The 18893-nt window shown below is 49.9% G+C and carries 17 protein-coding genes; all 17 read right to left on the bottom strand.

Features of this window, described 5'->3' with window-relative positions; genetic code table 11:
• Positions 1-101: 101 nt before the first annotated feature.
• The gene (locus BGP75_RS15375) at positions 102-1862 is read right to left on the bottom strand and encodes a hydrogenase maturation protein (protein ID WP_076719713.1); all 1761 of its coding nucleotides are present in this window, start codon (positions 1860-1862) and stop codon (positions 102-104) included.
• A 1-nt stretch (position 1863) separates the two neighbouring features.
• Positions 1864-2931: a hydrogenase expression/formation protein HypE gene (hypE, locus tag BGP75_RS15370; RefSeq protein ID WP_076719712.1), complete on the bottom strand. Its 1068-nt coding sequence runs from the start codon at positions 2929-2931 to the stop codon at positions 1864-1866.
• 3 nt (positions 2932-2934) lie between these two features.
• Entirely contained in the window at positions 2935-4077 is a 1143-nt protein-coding gene (hypD, locus tag BGP75_RS15365) for a hydrogenase formation protein HypD (RefSeq protein WP_076719711.1), read from the bottom strand.
• Positions 4074-4295 (bottom strand): HypC/HybG/HupF family hydrogenase formation chaperone, encoded by a 222-nt coding sequence (locus tag BGP75_RS15360; protein WP_076719710.1) that lies wholly within the window; start codon positions 4293-4295, stop codon positions 4074-4076. Before BGP75_RS15360 ends, hypD begins: the two co-directional genes overlap by 4 nt.
• 16 nt (positions 4296-4311) lie before the next feature.
• Positions 4312-6804, bottom strand: a complete 2493-nt coding sequence (hypF, locus tag BGP75_RS15355) for a carbamoyltransferase HypF (protein WP_198939375.1) — start codon at positions 6802-6804, stop codon at positions 4312-4314.
• 16 nt (positions 6805-6820) lie between these two features.
• Entirely contained in the window at positions 6821-7543 is a 723-nt protein-coding gene (locus BGP75_RS15350; RefSeq protein ID WP_076719708.1) for a hypothetical protein, read from the bottom strand.
• The gene (locus BGP75_RS15345) at positions 7524-9074 is read right to left on the bottom strand and encodes a sigma-54 dependent transcriptional regulator (RefSeq protein WP_076719707.1); all 1551 of its coding nucleotides are present in this window, start codon (positions 9072-9074) and stop codon (positions 7524-7526) included. The genes BGP75_RS15350 and BGP75_RS15345 overlap by 20 nt, the downstream gene beginning before the upstream one ends.
• A 1-nt stretch (position 9075) precedes the next feature.
• A complete protein-coding gene (gene hypB, locus BGP75_RS15340) occupies positions 9076-10053 on the bottom strand; it encodes a hydrogenase nickel incorporation protein HypB (protein WP_076719706.1) in 978 nt (325 codons plus the stop codon).
• Between the two features lie 120 nt (positions 10054-10173).
• Positions 10174-10515, bottom strand: a complete 342-nt coding sequence (hypA, locus tag BGP75_RS15335; protein WP_076719705.1) for a hydrogenase maturation nickel metallochaperone HypA — start codon at positions 10513-10515, stop codon at positions 10174-10176.
• Positions 10508-11800: a nickel-dependent hydrogenase large subunit gene (locus BGP75_RS15330; protein ID WP_076719704.1), complete on the bottom strand. Its 1293-nt coding sequence runs from the start codon at positions 11798-11800 to the stop codon at positions 10508-10510. Before BGP75_RS15330 ends, hypA begins: the two co-directional genes overlap by 8 nt.
• Positions 11797-12528, bottom strand: coding sequence for a [NiFe]-hydrogenase assembly chaperone HybE (gene hybE, locus BGP75_RS15325; RefSeq protein ID WP_076719703.1), 732 nt, complete (start codon positions 12526-12528; stop codon positions 11797-11799). The genes BGP75_RS15330 and hybE overlap by 4 nt, the downstream gene beginning before the upstream one ends.
• Positions 12528-12758 carry a HypC/HybG/HupF family hydrogenase formation chaperone gene (locus BGP75_RS15320; protein WP_076719702.1) on the bottom strand — a complete coding sequence of 77 codons (231 nt, stop codon included), beginning with the start codon at positions 12756-12758 and terminating at the stop codon, positions 12528-12530. Before BGP75_RS15320 ends, hybE begins: the two co-directional genes overlap by 1 nt.
• Complete coding sequence (locus tag BGP75_RS15315; protein ID WP_076719701.1) at positions 12758-13315, bottom strand: HyaD/HybD family hydrogenase maturation endopeptidase; 558 nt, start codon at positions 13313-13315, stop codon at positions 12758-12760. Before BGP75_RS15315 ends, BGP75_RS15320 begins: the two co-directional genes overlap by 1 nt.
• A gap of 149 nt (positions 13316-13464) precedes the next feature.
• Positions 13465-15165: a nickel-dependent hydrogenase large subunit gene (locus BGP75_RS15310; protein WP_076719700.1), complete on the bottom strand. Its 1701-nt coding sequence runs from the start codon at positions 15163-15165 to the stop codon at positions 13465-13467.
• Positions 15166-15214: 49 nt separating this feature from the next.
• Positions 15215-16441 carry a Ni/Fe-hydrogenase cytochrome b subunit gene (gene hybB, locus BGP75_RS15305; RefSeq protein ID WP_076719699.1) on the bottom strand — a complete coding sequence of 409 codons (1227 nt, stop codon included), beginning with the start codon at positions 16439-16441 and terminating at the stop codon, positions 15215-15217.
• Complete coding sequence (hybA, locus tag BGP75_RS15300) at positions 16438-17511, bottom strand: hydrogenase 2 operon protein HybA (RefSeq protein ID WP_076719698.1); 1074 nt, start codon at positions 17509-17511, stop codon at positions 16438-16440. The genes hybB and hybA overlap by 4 nt, the downstream gene beginning before the upstream one ends.
• Before the next feature lie 17 nt (positions 17512-17528).
• Positions 17529-18719: a hydrogenase small subunit gene (locus BGP75_RS15295; RefSeq protein ID WP_076719697.1), complete on the bottom strand. Its 1191-nt coding sequence runs from the start codon at positions 18717-18719 to the stop codon at positions 17529-17531.
• Positions 18720-18893: the final 174 nt, after the last annotated feature.

Here is an 18893-nt window from a genome sequence, read left to right as displayed (position 1 = left end):
TTCAATTTACCTGAACTTGTAAACCGGGTCTTTGCGGTAGAGATTTAAAGACCCTCAATAAATATCTGGCTGTCCTGACAGCAGTACTGACAGCAAGAGACTCAGGAAGCCTGTTTGCTGATTTTCCGGTGCATAGCCAGATAAGAAGGCGTTCTGGCTTTTGGCAACTTGTAGACAAAATGATAGCGGGCTACATGATAACTGGGGTCAAAACCATAAAAGTTAAGTTTCATCTGCTGCAACTCTTCTGCTCGATATTCAGCCAGAGGCTTTTCAGCTTCATCTCTGAGACGCTCTGCTCGCTTAGTGTGGATAAAGCTCTCAAATTCAGCTTCCGTTAAACAACGATCAAGTAACTGATTTAACTCCGGCTCAAACCTCTCTGAGCTGAAGGATTGATCCGCCAGTCCCAGCTCAACGGCCTCTTCGGCCATCATCGGCAAACGCTGCCGGGTAATCTGCTCAGCCACTTGCTGGCCTACTCGTTTCGGCAACAGATAGGTCCAGTACTCTGAACCGTAAAGGTTACCCATTCCCTTGTAATGGGGGTTGAGAATAACGCCTTCTCTGATAACAACAATATCGCAGGCAAGCGCCAGAAAAACCCCGCCGGCACCCGCATTAGCACGAATAGCTGAGACCGTGATAATGTCCGTAGTCTCAATAATCGCCTGAGTCAGATCATTCATCCCATTGATATTGCGCCAGGATTCATCGGCAGGACTCTCCGCCACTTCGATCAGGTTCAGGTGGATACCGTTAGACCAGAAGTCCTCCCCCCCCATCAGAACGATAGCTTTAATATCCATCCGCGCAAGGCAGAGATAAGCATCCCGTAACCGGAGACATTGATCGCTACTCATGGCGCCGTTATAGAAATTAAAATATAAGTAAGCCCGATCCCCCTCAATCCGGCTCCAGATCTCCTGAAAACCTTCAGACTTTGATTCAGAAACCGGTAGTTCAGGAACCTCTATGCCCTTAGCCTCAAGGGCAGACTCCAATACCAGCGTCGCTGGCAGCTTTAGCGTTCGTTGTTTTGAATGATTAAGGGTGGATTGGCTGGGTTTAGCTCGAAGATGAGATACCCAGACGGCCCCATCAACAGTTGCAATACAGAGGGCACCGTCTCGTTTGGCGATGATTTCCCCTTTTGCGCTATTCAGCCCCTCTAAACCCTTCAACCTTTCCAAGCTATAGTCTGTACAGGCATTGTAAAGGTAGCAATCCACTCCCAGTAACCGATCCAATAGTCCGGGATTACCATCGGCACTGTTTATTTTTGTGACTATGCATTCGCTGCTATCCACTGCCCAGTCAATTTTCCGATCTGCTTGCCTCATCAGTTCTCGCCAGCGTCCAGCTACCTCGGCTCGATTGTAATCCAGAGGTTCTGGAGAATAAGTTGGGTCTTTAAGCTGCTGTAAAACCTTCCGCAATGCTTTAATGGCTGCTTCAGTCACCTGGTTTCGATAAATTCTGGATTTACTGGCTGTGGGCATCAGAAATGTCTCCGTAGCCCAGATATCTCCTCCGTCCATCACTTCACTGGCTTGCAGAATGGTGACACCCCATTGCTGTTCTCTATTGAGAATCGCCCAGTCAAGAGAACTGGGACCACGATCACCCACAATCCCGGGATGAACAATCAGACACAGATGGTCGCGCCAGATCACTTCGGGGATAGCCCGTTTTAAGAATGGCGCCAGAATAAGGTCCGGTTGAAAGCCTTCGACTGCATCAAGGGTTACTTCGTCATTAATATCAAACTCAATGGAAACCTGATGCCCCAAACCCAACAGTTCCGACTGAAAACGTTGAGTCAGACAATTAAAAGCGTGGCAGAGCAATAGTATCTTCACGTTAACAAATCCTCGGCAGCTGCTCACCGCTAATCCAGTCCACCATGCGCATGCCACCAAAACTGGTTTTCAACTGTACAAAATGATTAGGATCCTCAAAGACTTCACCAATAATCGCCGCATCCGCCCCCTGCGGATGGTCATGCATCAAAGCCAGTAACTCGTCTGCTCTTTGTTTCGGGCAAATTACGATAAGCTTTCCTTCGTTGGCCACATACAGCGGGTCCAGCCCCAAAAACTCACAAGCAGCACGGACCTGAGGCTTGACTGGAATGGCTTCTTCTTGCAGTTGAATACCGACATCTGCCTGCCCTGCTATTTCATTCAGCGTTGCAGCCAGCCCCCCACGGGTTGGATCTCGCATACAACGGATATCGGGAATACGATCAATCATTCGAGCGACCAGCTGATCCAGGCTTTGCGAGTCAGATTCAATCGTGGTTTCGAAAGTCAGGTTTTCCCGCAGGGACATAATGGCAACGCCGTGATCACCAAGGCTACCACTCACCAATACCTTATCTCCAACCCTGACCTGATCGGTCGACAGCTCAAGTCCCTCTGGCAATACGCCAATTCCAGTGGTGTTGATAAATACCCCATCACCGTTGCCTTTCTCGACAACTTTGGTGTCTCCAGTAACAATCGCCACCCCGGCTTCACGGGCCGCAAATGCCATGGAATCAACAATTCGCTTGAGATCTGCCAGAGGAAAACCCTCTTCAAGAATAAATCCGACAGACAGGTAAAGCGCTTTGGCACCTGACATCACCACATCATTCACCGTGCCATGAACAGACAGGGAGCCAATGTCACCACCTGGAAAAAACAACGGACTGATCACATGACTATCGGTCGCCATGACTATTTTGCCACTCGCCAATCCCGCAGTATCAGGAAGCGCAAGCATCGCCTGATCGCTCTGAACATTAAGCGCCGGATTATCAAAAGCACGGATAAAAAGCTGCTCAATCAGCTGAGCCATCGCCTTACCGCCAGCTCCGTGAGCCATTTCAACCTTGCCCTGAACCAGATCCAGTGACTGTGTATATTTGCGCTTGTTAGCGGACATTGGTTATCCCTTTTGGTTGTTAAGTGCTTGCTGATGACGACCATAGCTGTAGTAAGCAGCACAGGCTCCTTCAGAGGACACCATACAGGAGCCGACGGGGTTCTCAGGCGTGCAGCCTTTACCGAAAAGTTTGCAGTCTTTTGGAGTTTTCACCCCCCTCAGAATTGAAGGGCATTCACAGGCTTTATGGTCTCGTCCTGTAGAGGCGATCAACGAAAAACGATTCTCCGCATCATAGAACCCGTACTCTTTCTTGATCCGCAGTCCCGAATAAGGCACTAGTCCTAACCCACGCCATTCAAACTCCGGTCGCAATTCAAAGATGTCAGCAACCAGAGATTTGGCTTTCATATTGCCATCTTTTGTCACTGCGCGAACAAACTCATTTTCCACTTCAGCCCGCCCCTCGTTAACCTGACGAATCAACATCAGGATCGCCTGAAGGACATCCAGAGGTTCAAAACCGGCAATGACCACCGGTTTCTGATATTCCTCAGCAAAATACTCATAGGGTTGAGAACCAATAACGGTGCTGACATGAGCAGGACCAATAAATCCCTTTAAAGGAACTATTCCCATATCCCGAACTTCCGGAGACTCCAAAATAGTACTGATAGCGGAGGGGGTCAGTACATGATTACAAAAAACAGAAAAATTTTTCACTCCCTGCTGCCTGGCTTGTCTGATCACCAGCGCCGTGGGGGGGGTTGTTGTTTCAAACCCAATGGCAAAAAACACCACCTCCCGCTCGGGGTTATCCTGGGCTATTCCTAACGCATCAGCGCAGGAGTACACCATTCGAATATCTGCCCCATCTGCCTTAGCCTTCAACAAACTTCGTCGATCGGATCCGGGAACCCGCATCATATCGCCATAACTACAGAGAATAACCTTATGGACTACGGCCAGTTCAATAGCCGCATCAATACGAGGAACGGGTAATACACAGACAGGACAACCAGGCCCATGAATCATCTTTACATTATCAGGTAGCAGGTCTGGAATACCGTAGCGAAAAATTGCGTGGGTATGACCACCGCAAAATTCCATAAATGCATATTGTTGCTCCGGCCTCGCTTCCAGCCGTATTTTTTCCGCGATGTGACCAGCTAACCTGCCGTCTCGATACTCGTCTACATATTTCATTCAGCAGCCCCCAGCTCAGCGAATAATGCCAGAGTTTTTTCCGCCTCTTCGGGATCCACCTTATTGAGAGCATAGCCCACATGCATAATCACAAAGTCACCGACCTGAACATCCTCCACCAAGGCTACAGAGATTTCTTTCTTCACTCCGCCAATATCAACCAGAGCGTTATCATTATCGGTCAGTGCTTCAACTCGCACAGGAATAGCTAGGCACATATTTACCTCTTAATCATTACCTCTTGGACGAAACGAGCAAATGATTGGATTCTGACAGTGACTGTTCAATCGCGATCCAGGCCTGTCCCAGCGCCAGGCCACTGTCATTAGGTGGGAGGCGGTTAGCACAGAAAACGTTAAAGCCATCTTTTTTCAGGATGTTCTCCACCCCCTGCCCCAATCGTTGGTTTAAAAAGCAGCCCCCCGACAGTATGACTTTTTTAATACCGGTGCTGTCAGCCGCTGCACAGCACCAGTCTGCAAGCCCTCTAATTAACACATGATGAAATAACGCAGCCCCCTGTTCAGCCGCAAGCCGGGGCAATCTGAGTAACAGGGGCTTGAAATCCAGTTGCAAATCGACACCCAGCTGATAAAGCCCGGTATCAGTCCATTCACCTAAGGCAAGACACTCGGCCATAGTTTGCTGTCGATCAAATCTGACAGCGGCTGCTTCCAACTTCATGGCGGCTTCCGCTTCGAAACTGCTGTGATGACAAATTCCCAGCAATGAGGCTGCCGTATCAAATAAACGACCGGCACTGCTGGTCATCGGACAATTAATGCTTTTTTCAATCATCTGAATCAGAACGCTGTAACCCGGCTGTTCGCCATAACGTTGCAATGCCAGAGCGGCTTGCCCTTGCTCCAGTAACAGAGCCAGCGCCAATCGCCAGGGTTCTCTGGAAGCCTTATCGCCGCCAGGCAGAGTCAGAGGATTAAGATATCCCAAACGACACATCTGTCCATTCTCAACGGACAGCAGCTCTCCCCCCCATAACTCACCGTTACATCCAACCCCAAGCCCATCTAAAGTCAGCGCCAGATAGCTGTCCTGAATCTGATGTTCCGCCGCCACAGCCGCCGCATGAGCATGGTGATGCTGAACTTTGATCAAGGGTATTTGTTTCTCAGCAGCAACATGCCGGGCAAAATCACTACTATAAAAATCCGGGTGCAAATCACAGGCAACTTGTTCTGCATCAATATCAAATAATCCACAGAAATGAGAAATCATTTCCTGCAGGTAGCGACAATTATCAGGATTATCCAGGTCACCGATATACTGGGAAACATACGCCAGATCTCCCTTGGTGACACAGACACTGTTCTTGTAAAAACCACCAACAGCGATGGTTTGAGGACCAGACATCGGTAGCTTTACAACTTTAGGCGCCATCCCTCGTCCACGCCGAACAACGGTTCTGGATAATCCGCCATTGCTCATTTGCAGACAATTAACCACTGAATCATCGGTGCGCATATAAATATCGCGATCATGCATCAACAAACAATCAGCAATACCGGACAATTCCTTCAGGGCCTTCTGATTGTCAGACACTAATGGACGGCCACTGGCATTCGCGCTGGTCATGACCAATCGCAATGATTGCGGCCGATGAAGCCAATCCGTTCCAGCAGGGCACCCGGCCGCTTGATGAAATAACAGATAGTGAATGGGAGCATAGGGCAGTAGCACCCCGAGCTGCTCTAACCCCGGTGCAATATCATCCAGTGGGTTGTCTGATAGCTGGCCGTCTCCTGGTTGCTCTCGATCCTGACACGCTAATAAGACCACGGGTGCCGCAGGGCTTTGCAGACACTCAACAGCGCTGGGGTTGAGTTTGACAATGGCTTTCAATGATTGCAGATTAGCTGCCATCACAGCCAGAGGCTTGCTTGAGCGGCGTTTTCTCTTACGCAATTCGCCCACGGCTTGTCGATTATCGGCATCACAAACCAGGTGGTACCCGCCAAGCCCTTTTATAGCAACAATATCGCCATTACCAATGCGCTTCAGCGTTTCAGCAATAGGGTCATCACAGGCGATTTTTTGGCCCAGACTATCGCTCAGCCAAAGAACAGGCCCACACTCTGGACAGGCATTGGGTTGTGCGTGAAATCGCCGGTCTTCTGGTGACTGGTATTCCTGTTGGCAACGATGACAAAACTCAAATGCAGCCATCGTTGTATGAGCACGATCATAGGGAAGCTTGTTAATAATGCTGTAACGGGGACCACAATGAGTACAGTTAATAAAGGGGTAGCGATAACGCCGGTTATCGGGTGAAAACAACTCCTCCAGACAATGATCGCAGGTTGCAGCATCCGCTGGAACCTGCGTCGTCACGGGCCCCTTTTTTTCACTGTTATCGATATAAAAAGGGCTGTCAAAAACGGAACCAGGAGAAGAATCAATCGATGTATCTATTGCAGAACCGGACCTGCCTATCGAATCCAGTCGCATCTCAGCATCAAGGCTATCGCAGGAAATACTGTCAATGGCAGCCAGGGGGGGCAAATTATTTTTTAGCTGATCGGCAAAATACTCTGCTGAAATCTGATCGGAAGCAAACTCAACCACAACTCCAGCGCCATCATTGAACACTCGTCCCCTAAGCCGCAACGCGCCAGCAACCTGATAGACATGCGGACGAAATCCAACGCCCTGAACCTCCCCCTGAATACGCAGCCGATAGCAGGCCATCAGATTACGCCCCCTATTCACTGGAAATAGCCTGCCATTAGAAGTAGCCTGCTAACAGGTGGCTACCAAAACCGATAGCGCTGAGAGCAACCAACGATCGCACAAAAGCAATCACCCGCTCACCCAAACGGGCCAGCGACTGATAAGCCTTCCCCATCAGACCGCCAAAGATCAGCATTGACACAATGACCCCAAGACTGAACAACAACACATAGCCCAGAGCTTCAGTTACTGATCCGAATTTACTCAGAGGAATCAGCACCAGCAACGGAGCACTGCCTGCCGTACCGTGCAACATTCCTACCAGTAAGGCTGAATGAGCCTGTTGTTGAGCAGAGCCCTGCTGTAAGGATCGATTATGACGAGTGGACTGATCTTGCCAGTGACCATGTCTTATTATTGAATAGCCACTTCCGGAAACCACTTTGTGCCAATGGAAGTTGAATTTCAGTTTGCGTCTGATGATATCCCAAAGAGTCCAACCACCGATCAGGATCAGAACCACCCCCACCAGGGATTCAGCCAATTCACTCACCCCCTCCGGAATGGCAGCACTGAAGACAAAGACCATCAGCGCAATAGCAGTTATCGCCAGACCGTGCCCGACCGCCCAGTGCCGACAAAAAAGCAGACAGCTTTTAAAACCCGGCTTTCGAGACGCCAGACCCGACACCGCCATAATATGGTCAGCATCCAGGGCATGCACAAGCCCCAGCCCAAATGCCAGTGCCAGCATTCCATTAATAGTTGTGCTGTCCATCCGGCGCCTCCAAAGGTCGTTGAATCTGATAGCGAGCAAGCTTATTGGCCAGACCAACCCGGGATAATCCCAGAGCATTAGCGGCTTTACTCTTGTTCCACTGGTAGTCATCCAGCGCCTTCTGAATCATTTGTATCTCCAAAAACTCAACCTGCTCCTTCAGAGATCCTTTGGCATCGCCATAACAGCCATTTATTTGATCCGCCAGTGTTCCATCGATCATAAAACTTGACGACCCAGGCCCTGATTCCACTCCCCCAGAACATGCTGATTGCCGAGAGACAAGCGAGGAGGTTCGCGCTTCAGCAGACGAAAGCTCCGGCGATAACAGTTCAGAGTCCAGAGCATTTTTTGAGGAAAAGACCAGCAGGCGTTGAATTTCATTCTGCATTTCCCGAACGTTACCCGGCCAGTCGTAAGCCTGTAACAGCATGTGGGTTTTCTCGGTAAAAAAAGATCCCTTTTTTCCAAAAGCAGCGGCATATTGCTGCAGCAAACTTTGAGCGATAGGTAAGATATCCATCCGCCGCTGGCGCAGGGGCATTACCTTTATATCAACAGTGGTTAACCGATAATACAGGTCAGCTCTAAAGCGCTTCTGTCGAACCTCTGCCAGCAAATCACGATTGGTAGCGGCCACCACCCGGACATTTATTCGCTTACTCTGATTCGCCCCCAGAGGCCGAACTTCACCTTCCTGCAAAACGCGCAACAATTTGACCTGAAATGCCGGAGAGACCTCGCCTATTTCATCCAGAAAAATAGTTCCGCCATCGGCTTTTTCGAACAGTCCTATATGGTCACTGGCAGCCCCGGTAAAGGCCCCCTTTTTGTGGCCAAACAACTCGCTGGAAAGCAATTCATCATGAAGCGCACCACAGTTTTCAATCACAAAGGGCTTATCTGCCCGCGGGCTGTTGTAATGGATAGCCCGGGCCAAGAGCTCTTTACCGGTTCCGGACTCTCCGCTGATCATCACCGATATATCATAGGGAGCCACTTGCCGCAGACGTGCAATAACCTCGTTCATAGGGCTGCTCTCAGCTCGAACAATGTTATCCAGTTGATATTCCTGCTGAAGTTTCTTTTTCTGTCCAAGGAGCCGATGTTTTAATGTCGAAGAGCTGAAGTTAAGCTCATTAGCCAACAACTGGTTCTGCTGCTGAAGCCGATAAAGAGAAGCCGCGTTATTCACAACCATCAACAGCTGTTCCGGGTGCCAGGGTTTTGTCAGATAATGGTAAATACCGGCCTCATTAATGGCCCGGATAATATTGTCAGAATCGGTATAGCCTGAAATGATAATTCGGGGGATCTGAGGCCATGATTCCCGGGTTTCTGCCAGAAACTCCACGCCGGTTTTTCCCGGCATTCGCTGGTCACAGAGAATCACCTGTACCGAGTGCTCGTCGAGTATCAATTCAGCAGCGCTGGCACTGCTTGCGCAGAGTACCTGGTAGTCATCATCCAGCGTACGGGTAATGGTCTCCAGGGATCGCTCTTCGTCATCAACGACCAGCACCGTTTCCATATCAGAGAATTCCCTGCTGCAAGTCAGCTTCAATCTGTTGGATACGTTCCTTTAAGGGCTGTAACTGCTGCTCTAACTGGAACACCCGCTGCTTCTCAAGCCATTGATACCACTGCTCCATCCCCTCCCCGGAAGTTGCTGAACAACGAATCACGTCAATATTGGGATTGACCTTACGGGCGTTGTTAATACAGAGTTCGACATCAAAGTCCAGATGGGGTAACAAATCCACTTTGTTTAACAGCAACAGATCTGAGGCATGAAACATATCTGGATATTTCAGCGGCTTATCCTCCCCCTCCGTCACAGATAAAATCGCTACTTTGTGGGCTTCTCCCAGATCAAAACCGGCAGGGCAAACCAGATTACCCACATTCTCAATAAACAGAACGCCTTGTCCTTCAAAACTCAGTTGATCTAACGCATGACCGACCATATGGGCGTCCAGATGACAGCCTTTACCGGTATTCACCTGAATGGCCTGAACTCCGGTCTGTCGAATCCGTTCCGCATCATTAGTGGTCTCCTGATCACCTTCAATGACGGCCAATCCGATTCGATGCCTGATATCTCCCAGAGTTCGAGTCAGCAACGTCGTTTTTCCTGACCCGGGACTGGAGACCAGGTTAAGAGCCAGGATCGCCGCCTTGGTGAACCGGGAGCGATTAACCGCCGCGTATTCATCATTTTTCGACAGAATACTCTGCTCGATCTGCACCATCCGAGTCTGGCTTAGCCCTGGCGCATGACTTCGAGCCGGACCCTGACCAAAATGCAGACGACTTTCTCCAGACTGCGAACCGGTGTGGCTATGGGCATGACTCTGACCGGAATCATGAGAATGGACATGCCCTGGCTGAGAGGCAGGCTGAGTATCAGCAGCAATCTCATTTATTCCAGTCCCTTCTGCCTCCTCCCCGTTGATCTCTATCCCTTCTATACGGGTTTGGCCATGACTACATCCACAGCTGGTACACATAATAAAGCTCCTGCCTGTTTCGCTAGTTGCTGGACGGCTCTTTGTTCTTGAGTTTTCAGTTCTCTGGTTGATTGATCTTCACGCTAAAGAAATATCAGTACCTATTACCTCTTTATGCCATCAACTGACTTCCAGTTCCTTGATCAACATCTCATTTCCACCAGTAACCTGAATTTTATAATTACCACAGAGGGGACAGGGATCGTAAAACGCTTGATGCTCAATCGATCTGGCACAATCCATACACCATCCCACCCCCGCTGCTTCGGAAATTTCCAACACAGCTCCCTCGGCCAGAGTACCGGCTGCCACAGCCTCAAAACAGAAACGCATCGCTTCAACCTCGACATTGGATAAGCGTCCGATTTCCAGACAGACTCGGGTAACCCGGGTAAAACTCTGGCTACGACTGTTTTCTTCTATCAGCTGAATCATGCCTTCAGCCAATGACATTTCATGCATCAGAATCCTCGTTCATTTTTTCCTGACTAACCGTTTTCTCAGTATTTCTCCTGATGAAGTCGTTTGTTAGCCGCCCCTCATTCTCTGCCTCAACAAGATCAACAGCAAATGGCACACAAGGATCGAATGCCAGGGCACTGAGTTCAATCGCTGACTTAAGCGTTACAACCTTTGCGCCGGTCAGCCCAGTCACCAGCTGAGACAACGCCCCTTCAGGGTGAAAGTTCCACTCTGTCGGAGCACAAATTCTATAGTCCACCACAGAACCATTTTTGACTGCGGCTACATGTAAAAGTAGCCCTCGAACGCTATTAACCCAGCTCATTCGGTAGTGCTGACCAGCAGTAAGGCTATCTTTCTTGATACTTGTGCTATCCGTGCCATTAACAGCCCGGTCAGTTTCAGCCCCTGAACAAGGGGCAGAATAAACTCCGGCAATCCCCTGAGGCTCCATAATCCTCTGGCTATCAATAAGAGTGGCCAGATACAATAGCCGGGCGCTGTACCTCACCACTAACGGATGGTCATTGAATTCGATCATCTGCTGAATAAGCGGTTGTTGCTGCATGTAAGCCAAAGGCCCCGTTTCAATCGGTTTACCCTTCAACAACGGCTGCTGACAGAAAGACCTGTCGGCCCCGCCCGTCCCGGTCAAAATAGAATGCAACAACTGCTCACCTTGGGCCTCAACGACATTGGTTGGCATTAACCGGTAGCTGGCTTTGGTTTGTTTAGCGTACGCTACAGCCTTCACTTGACGCAGACAGACAGCAAGCATGGCCTGGCTTTGATTGAGCCAGCGATTAAACTGGTCACGATCAAAACACAGCAGCTCACAGACTGAGCAGCCGAGCATTAACTTAAAGAATGCTGCAAGAGTCTGTACCAGTTCATTACAGCGATTCCAGCTCATTTCTTCGGCCGCCAGTTGGCAACTGATATAACGCCGTATAAGAGAAAAGGGTTCGGCTCCCGAGCCCAGGGCTAAAAAATGGGGTAGATCGATAGCCATTCGCCACAATAATTGTTCGATTGTCTCCAGTACAACCCGTTGCCGGGCTAAAACTGTCTGCTGCTCAATACCCAGCGCCAACATCGCAGCCGTCTTCTGAGACTGCCGACAGACCACATACAGCTGCTCCAGCCGGGACACCGCATCTTCCGGAGAACAGGAGACCAGCAACCGCTGAGACCATTGGGGTCGCTGAATGTCAATTGTCAGATCAGTAATCTCCGGAGCACAATAGGTTCCAGAAATGACTATCTTGTTCTCAAGCTTTATCATTCTGGTTTTTTCAAAGAGGCTTCAACCGCCGCTAGAATCTCTCTGGCATCGGCTACTTGCCCCGGCAACGCCTCCGGGGTCTCCCGCCTGTTAGCTTTATCCGACAGGAACTCAGGCGCTGCCGCTGCCCTCAAAAAACCCCGCCGAGAAAGGCTTTTCTCCGGTGCTTGCTCCTGAGCTAATGCCAGCCTTTCAGTTAATGGCCTTTGTTGATTGGGTAACGGATCCTGAACAGCCACCGGCTGCTGATCACCGGAGATATAAACCAGCGGTATCGCCGTCAGTTGCTTCATAACCTCTACTGCACTGTTCACAGCCTGGGTATGACTAACAAACTCCCCCATTGGGGACGCCAGGGAGCAGCATAGGTAATAGCCTAGTTCAGGCTCAAACCTTGGGGTAAATTTAATTAACCCGGACGGGAAAGCAATAGCCAGATCGTTGCCTTTATTCAGTTTTAATTCCGGCCAGTCTTCACCCTGACGCCAGAGAATCAGCAAATTGATAAACCAGGGGGTTACCATCACCCCCACCCAATGCCCTTCCCATACTCGAAATCCGACCGCTTCAACCTGAATGGCGGGATTACTGATGGGCAGCCCTTTCATATCCTTCTCGTAGACTTGCTGGTAAAGATCTTCCAGCACCTTGGAGGGATTATCCTTAAATCCAGCGCTAAAGGCCGAATGAGTATCGGAATCCAGCTCAGAACCAAGTTGGTGACTCATTAGAATTGCTCCTCAAGGGCCGCTTGCTGTAAATACTCCAAGGCTTCTTCCGCCCTTTGTGGATCAATAATTTCCGCAGCGAAGTTACCGACCTGAATCAAAAGATAGTCCCCCACCGATACCTGCTCTGCCATTAAAATAAGGCTGACATCTCGTTCTTCCCCAAAGGATTCCACCCGTGCCATAGCACCATTAACAGCAATTACCCGGGAAGGGATACCTATACACATCAGTTCCGCCCCAGTGATCTGGTTATGTAAAGTTCAGCAGAGTCAGGCCTCAGTGCATAGTTAAGGCAATCAGCAGGCTCAGCTCTTTCTGTTGCTTTCAGCCCCATGATCTTAAGTTTCGATACGACCTTAACTACCAACTGATCACGCTTGGATTTCATCGCTTTGGTCAGTTCTACACCGGTGTCCATCGAATAGGGTACAACACCAAACAGCGTAAAGTGCCTGGGTAATTCCCCGGTCAGGGTCATCACCCCTAAAAGATCGGATATCCCCAGTTGATGGGGTGAGATGCGACTACGGAACAGTGCCGGAACGTCTTCCTCTTCAAGGGTAACCAGAGTGCCGGGAGCCGCTCCGGTATTAATCGCATCGATAAGAATGACATGCTCACGATTCGCCATGATTTCCATCAGCTCCATCCCCGCCGTCCCTCCATCCACCAGCTCAACACCGTCAGGCATATGGTATTGCTGCTGCAAAGCCTCTACGGTGCGGACACCAATGCCCTCATCGGTTAACAGGATGTTGCCGACACCCAATATCAATACGCTCATCGCTGCTCCTGGTTTGTTGCTGTTCGGGCTAAAAAAAAGCTCAATAACGGAAAAGGAAAATAAAAAGACCGATAAAGTAAAAAGACCGATGGCGGTTTGTCATCCGCGAATCCCCTGAGGAAGCTGCAATAAGACATCGGTCAACCGAACTACAGTGCTTTAACCTTTACGATCTCGTTATGCTCGGTATCCATTAAGTGGATGGCACAAGCAATACAGGGATCGAAGGAATGCACTGTACGCAACACCTCCAATGGGCGGTCAGGGTCAGCGATTGGGTTACCCATCAGTGATGCTTCGTACGGACCAGGAATATCATCCTGATTGCGAGGCCCCGCATTCCAGGTGCTGGGGACCACTGCTTGATAGTTTTTAATCTTGGCATTTTCAATAACAACCCAATGAGAGAGCACACCACGAGGTGCTTCATGGAACCCTACGCCGCGAATTTCACCGGTTGGAAAATCAGGCCGATTGAATGTATCTGTGTCGCCGCGGCCAATGTTGTCCACCAGCATCTGCCACTGCAGATCCATTTCATCCAGCAAGGAAGCAGCACGGACAGCCCGGGCAGCGTGTCGACCAATAGTGGAATGAAGAGCAGAAACATCAATGTTGGTCCCGGATACCGAGCTGACGGTATCAATCACAAAGTTCAGATGCTTCAGGGTGGCTTCATGGCCATTAGCCGCCAGACAAAGAACGCTGGCCAGCGGACCGACCTGAGCAGGTTTGCCGTTAAAGGTCGGTGATTTGATCCAGGAATACTGGCCTTCATCATTAAAATCATCGTAGTTGGGATCGGTTTCCCCATCCCAGGGATGCAGGGCTTCTTCTCCCTGATACCAGGAATGCTTGGAACTCTCTTTGACGCCATCAATAAAGTACTTATCATTGAAGCCGGTAATCGGTTTCAATGTACTCAGATCACCGTTGGAAATATAACCGCCAGGCAGCGAGAACTGAGTCCCCTGAGTATCCAACGGCATTTCAGGAACGCAAAGATAATCAGTAACACCGGAGCCATAGCCCGCCCAATCCAGATAAAACGAACCGATAATGGAGACATCAACCAGATAAGCGTTATTGACAAAATCCTTCATTTTGTCCATCAGCGTCTTAATGTACATCAGACGCTCCATGTTGGTTACAGCCTGGCTATCCAGATTAATGGAATTGGTCACCCCCCCGACCGTAAGGTTCTGCACGTGAGGCGATTTACCTCCGATAATAGTCACTATGCGATTCGCTTCCCGCTGTATTTCCAACGCCTGCAGATAATGAGCCGCCGCGATAAGATTGACTTCAGGGGGAAGTTTCATCGCCTTGTGTCCCCAGTAACCATTGGCAAAGATGCCCAGTTGGCCACTGGCTACAAAGCTCTTCAATTTCTGCTGAACCGCAGTCAGCTCATGAACACTGTTGAGCTTCCAGCTGGACAGACTCTCGGCCAGTTTTGCCGCTTCTTTAGGATCCGCATCCAACGCAGAGACAACATCGACCCAATCCAACGCAGACAGATGATAGAAGTGGACAATATGATCATGCAGGGCATGGGCCGAAACCATCAGATTACGGATATACTGGGCATTCAGAGGCACTTCCAGCTGCAATGCATTTTCCACAGCCCGAACGGAAGCCAAGGCATGGACAGTGGTGCAAACACCACAGATCCGTTGGGTAAAGGCCCAGGCATCACGGGGGTCGCGACCTTTAAGGATATTCTCAATTCCACGCCACATTTGACCGGAGGACCAGGCTTTGGATACCAGCCCGTTTTCAACTTCGACATCAATTCTCAGGTGCCCTTCAATACGGGTAACAGGGTCGACAATAATGCGCTTGGCCACTGTTTTTCTCCTATAAATTTATTCTTTTAGCTATTGGTGATCAGGCGCTTCAGCTGCCAACTTCGACCGAAGCCTGCTCAGCAGGCGGTTTGTTTACCGAGGGGTCTGTCTTAATAGCAGTCTGTTTTTTTACCTCAGCATGAGCTGGCAATATCGGCAGCCACTTGACGATGAGCAGGTATCCAAGAATTTCCATGGCAACAATGCCGATGGAAACCAGCAGCTCTTCGGCAGAGGGGAAATAGACATAGCTGCTCCCGGCATTCGGGGTCCAACCGATTAAAAACGCGTTAAACCGATAGAGTGCTCCCGCGAATAACATGGATACCGCAGCAATCAACAACATGCTGCCCCGGTTTCGATGCTTACCGGAAGACAGAATCACCAGAGGCACAACAAACAAGGCCGTTTCGATAAGGAACATAAAGGACTTAAAGCTGCCGTTGAAAACAGCAGGCAGAGCGCCACGGTACAGCAAATCTCCAAAGCGCAAGATCAGGACAACCCCGAGAAGAACCTGAATAATCCGACCCAGGCCTCTCAGAAGATGAGCTTCGGAATCACGCTTCAACCCCACCGTAACAAATGAAGCCTCAAATATAACGATGGAGAACCCCATCGTCATGGCGGTAAGAATAGCGAACAATGGCATCAGATAACTCGATTGCCATAGCACGTCCACTTTGAAGCCCATGGCTATCAACAACGACCCCAAAGAGCTCTGATGCATCGTTGGTAACAACACACCAATAGCAATAATGATAAACAGGACCTTATCCAGTCTCGCTTTAGCTTTTTCCAGTTGGTAGTGTTCCAGCAAGGCGGGCATGAACTCAATAAACAACACTATGCAGTAGGCGGTGACACAGAGCCCCACCTCCAGCATCACGGAATTGAGATTCATCTGCTCAGGCAGAAACATATTGTAGAAGTTCCAGTAACGCCCCATATCGATAAAGGCGGAAATGCCCCCCAGGGTGTAACCAAACAGGCTCGCTAACAGGGCTGGACGCACCAACGGATGGTATTTTCCTTTGTTGGCGATATAGACCACCAAAGCCAGTGCATAGCCACCACAGGCAAACCCGGTGCCGACAACCACGTCATAAACCACCCAGATTCCCCAGGGATAACCATCATTGAGGTTAGTCACTGACCCTAAACCCAGGGCAAAGCGCTTCGCCAGAATCAACAATGCGATAAATGAAAGAATTGCCAGCACCAGCGTGGGTAGCGTTATAAGTTTGCGATTTAACGGTTGATGATGCCCACTCATGACCTATCCTCCGTTTTACGGGTAGATGTTCTGTCAACGCAGCCAAGCTCTGCGCCACCGTGCTCATCCTCTTTTTTATGGTCATCATCCTGCCCATCTTCATTAAGATTGCGACGAGCCATATAGAGCAGTCCCCCCAGCACTGCTGCAGGAGCCAGAAAGTTACCGTATATGGAATGCTGTACCGTCTCAGAAACTGAGGCATAGGAACGCTCCGGAATATCGGGCATACCAAGGGTCTGGTAACTGTTTCCCGCCAGCAGCAGCACCTGAGTCCCACCCCCTTCTTTCTCCCCGTATATATTCGCTTGATATTCAGGGATCAGTCCTTCCTGACCATGGGGAGAGTCAATCGAACCCAACTTGTAGACATAGGGATCACCCGGCTTTAATGCCATCCTCCGCTTGGCTTCCGCCAGCAGATCACTGCGCTTACCGTAAATATTGGCCCCCGTCGGACAGACCTCGGCACAACCTGGCAACTGACCCTTATCGATTCGTTCAACCCCTTTTTGGTTGCAGAGCTGGCATTTCTGAATCTGCCCCATAGCCTCGTCATATTCGTATTTGGGAATATTGTATGGGCAGGCTGCTACACAGTAACGACAGCCAATGCAGGCATCAGGGTCATGGCTGACGATGCCGGTCTTGGGGTCCTTCTCCATCGCACTGACCGGACAGACCGAAACACAGCCTGCATCAACGCAATGCATACAGTTGCGCTTGATAAATTCAAAGCCAGGGTTTTCAGATACATCGGTTTCAGCAGTACTGTTTGTCGAAGCGCTGTTTTCCGGTCCCTTATAGGCCTTGATAATATTCAACGTATCCGCGGATAACTCCTGAGCCATATCCCAGGGCTCTGCTTCAGTTGCCTTTTCAGGAGGCATCCCATTAATGTCTTTACAGGTTACAACGCAGGCACGACAGCCAATGCAGCGTGTGGCGTCAAACAGCATACCCACCGCTTCATCAGAAACCTCCAGATTACCTCTGGCCTCAACGGTGCCACTACTGGTTGCAATAACAGCACCGCCGCCCGCCAACTTAAGAAAATCTCGTCTATCCATCTTGATTCTCCAACGGGCTATTGTGGTTCATTGACAGTGTCTTTACCGGGGACGGCCTGCCCATCAGGGTTATTTGCAGCCATTTGATCTTTCTCAGCCTCTTTTTCAGCCTTCCCCAGCTGCTTGACAGTCATTGCTGTGGCTCCCGCAGCAGCACCGATAACCGCTCCCAGTAACCCGGCAGAAACAGCACTGGCCCCCTCTCCTGTTTCAGCATTAATCGGAGGGAATATATCTGGCGGGCTGTGAGTCGTTACCTCGGATTTTTCGTGAAGAGCTTTGGTAAACCCGACCCCTTGTTCAGTACAGCCAAAGCAGGGAGCCCCAACCCCCACAGGCCAGGCACCACCACCGACATCGCCAAATTCCTGAGTGGAGCAGTTGGCGTAGGTCTCAGGGCCTTTGCAACCGAGCTTATAAAGGCAATATCCTTTGCGATGCCCTTCGTCACCAAACTCACTGGCAAAACGACCGGCATCAAAGTGTGGCCGACGTTCACAGTTTTCATGGATGATACGACCGTAAGCAAACCTGGGACGATTCTTCTCGTCCAGCTCGGGCAGGGTTCCAAAGGTCACGTACTGCAACACTGTTGCGAGAAAGTTATAAGGATTTGGTGGACAGCCGGGAATATTAATAATGGTCTTGTCAGGCAAGATCTCATGAACGGGCTGCGCTCCGGTCGGGTTCATTCCGGCAGAGGGCACTCCTCCCCAGGAAGCACAGGAGCCAATCGCAATTATCGCGGCCGCATGCTCTGCTGTTTCCTGAACATGCTGAAGCATCGTTTTACCGGCAATTTTGCAGTAAATCCCCCCATCCTTGGTCGGAATCGAACCTTCAACAACCATGACGTACTTGCCTTTATTCTCTTCCATAGCAGCATGTCGGGCTGCTTCTGCCTGGTGCCCCGCAGCGGCACAGAGTGCTTCACTGTAATCCAGGGAAATCATATCGAGAATCAGGGTTTCCAAGGTGGGATGAGTTGAGCGGAGTAAAGATTCAGTACAACCCGTGCATTCCTGTCCACTTAACCAAATAACCGATGGACGGCGACTCTGAGAAACCGCATGGGCCATCTGCATACCTGCAGTCGAAGATAACCCCAAGGTTGCAGCAACACCGGTGCAGAATTTAAGGAAATGTCGCCGAGATAATCCCAATCTCGCCGCCAGATCCTCAAGCTGCTGCTCTGTGCTCTTGCTCATTATATCCCCCTCACCCGTTGCCCGACCTGACCGAAAGGTAATATCGTGCCTGTTATGATTGTTTTATCAAAGGGAGTCTTAGCAATAACCAGACCAATAGAAAGAGGCTATTCTTATTATAAAAATAGTATTTAATTTCAATTGGTTAAATAAATAAAAATAAGAATCAATTCC

The organism is Motiliproteus sp. MSK22-1 (genome assembly GCF_001968815.1).
In the GTDB taxonomy this organism is placed as follows: Bacteria; Pseudomonadota; Gammaproteobacteria; order Pseudomonadales; family Balneatricaceae; genus Motiliproteus.
This window is presented reverse-complemented; position numbering and strand designations above follow the sequence as displayed.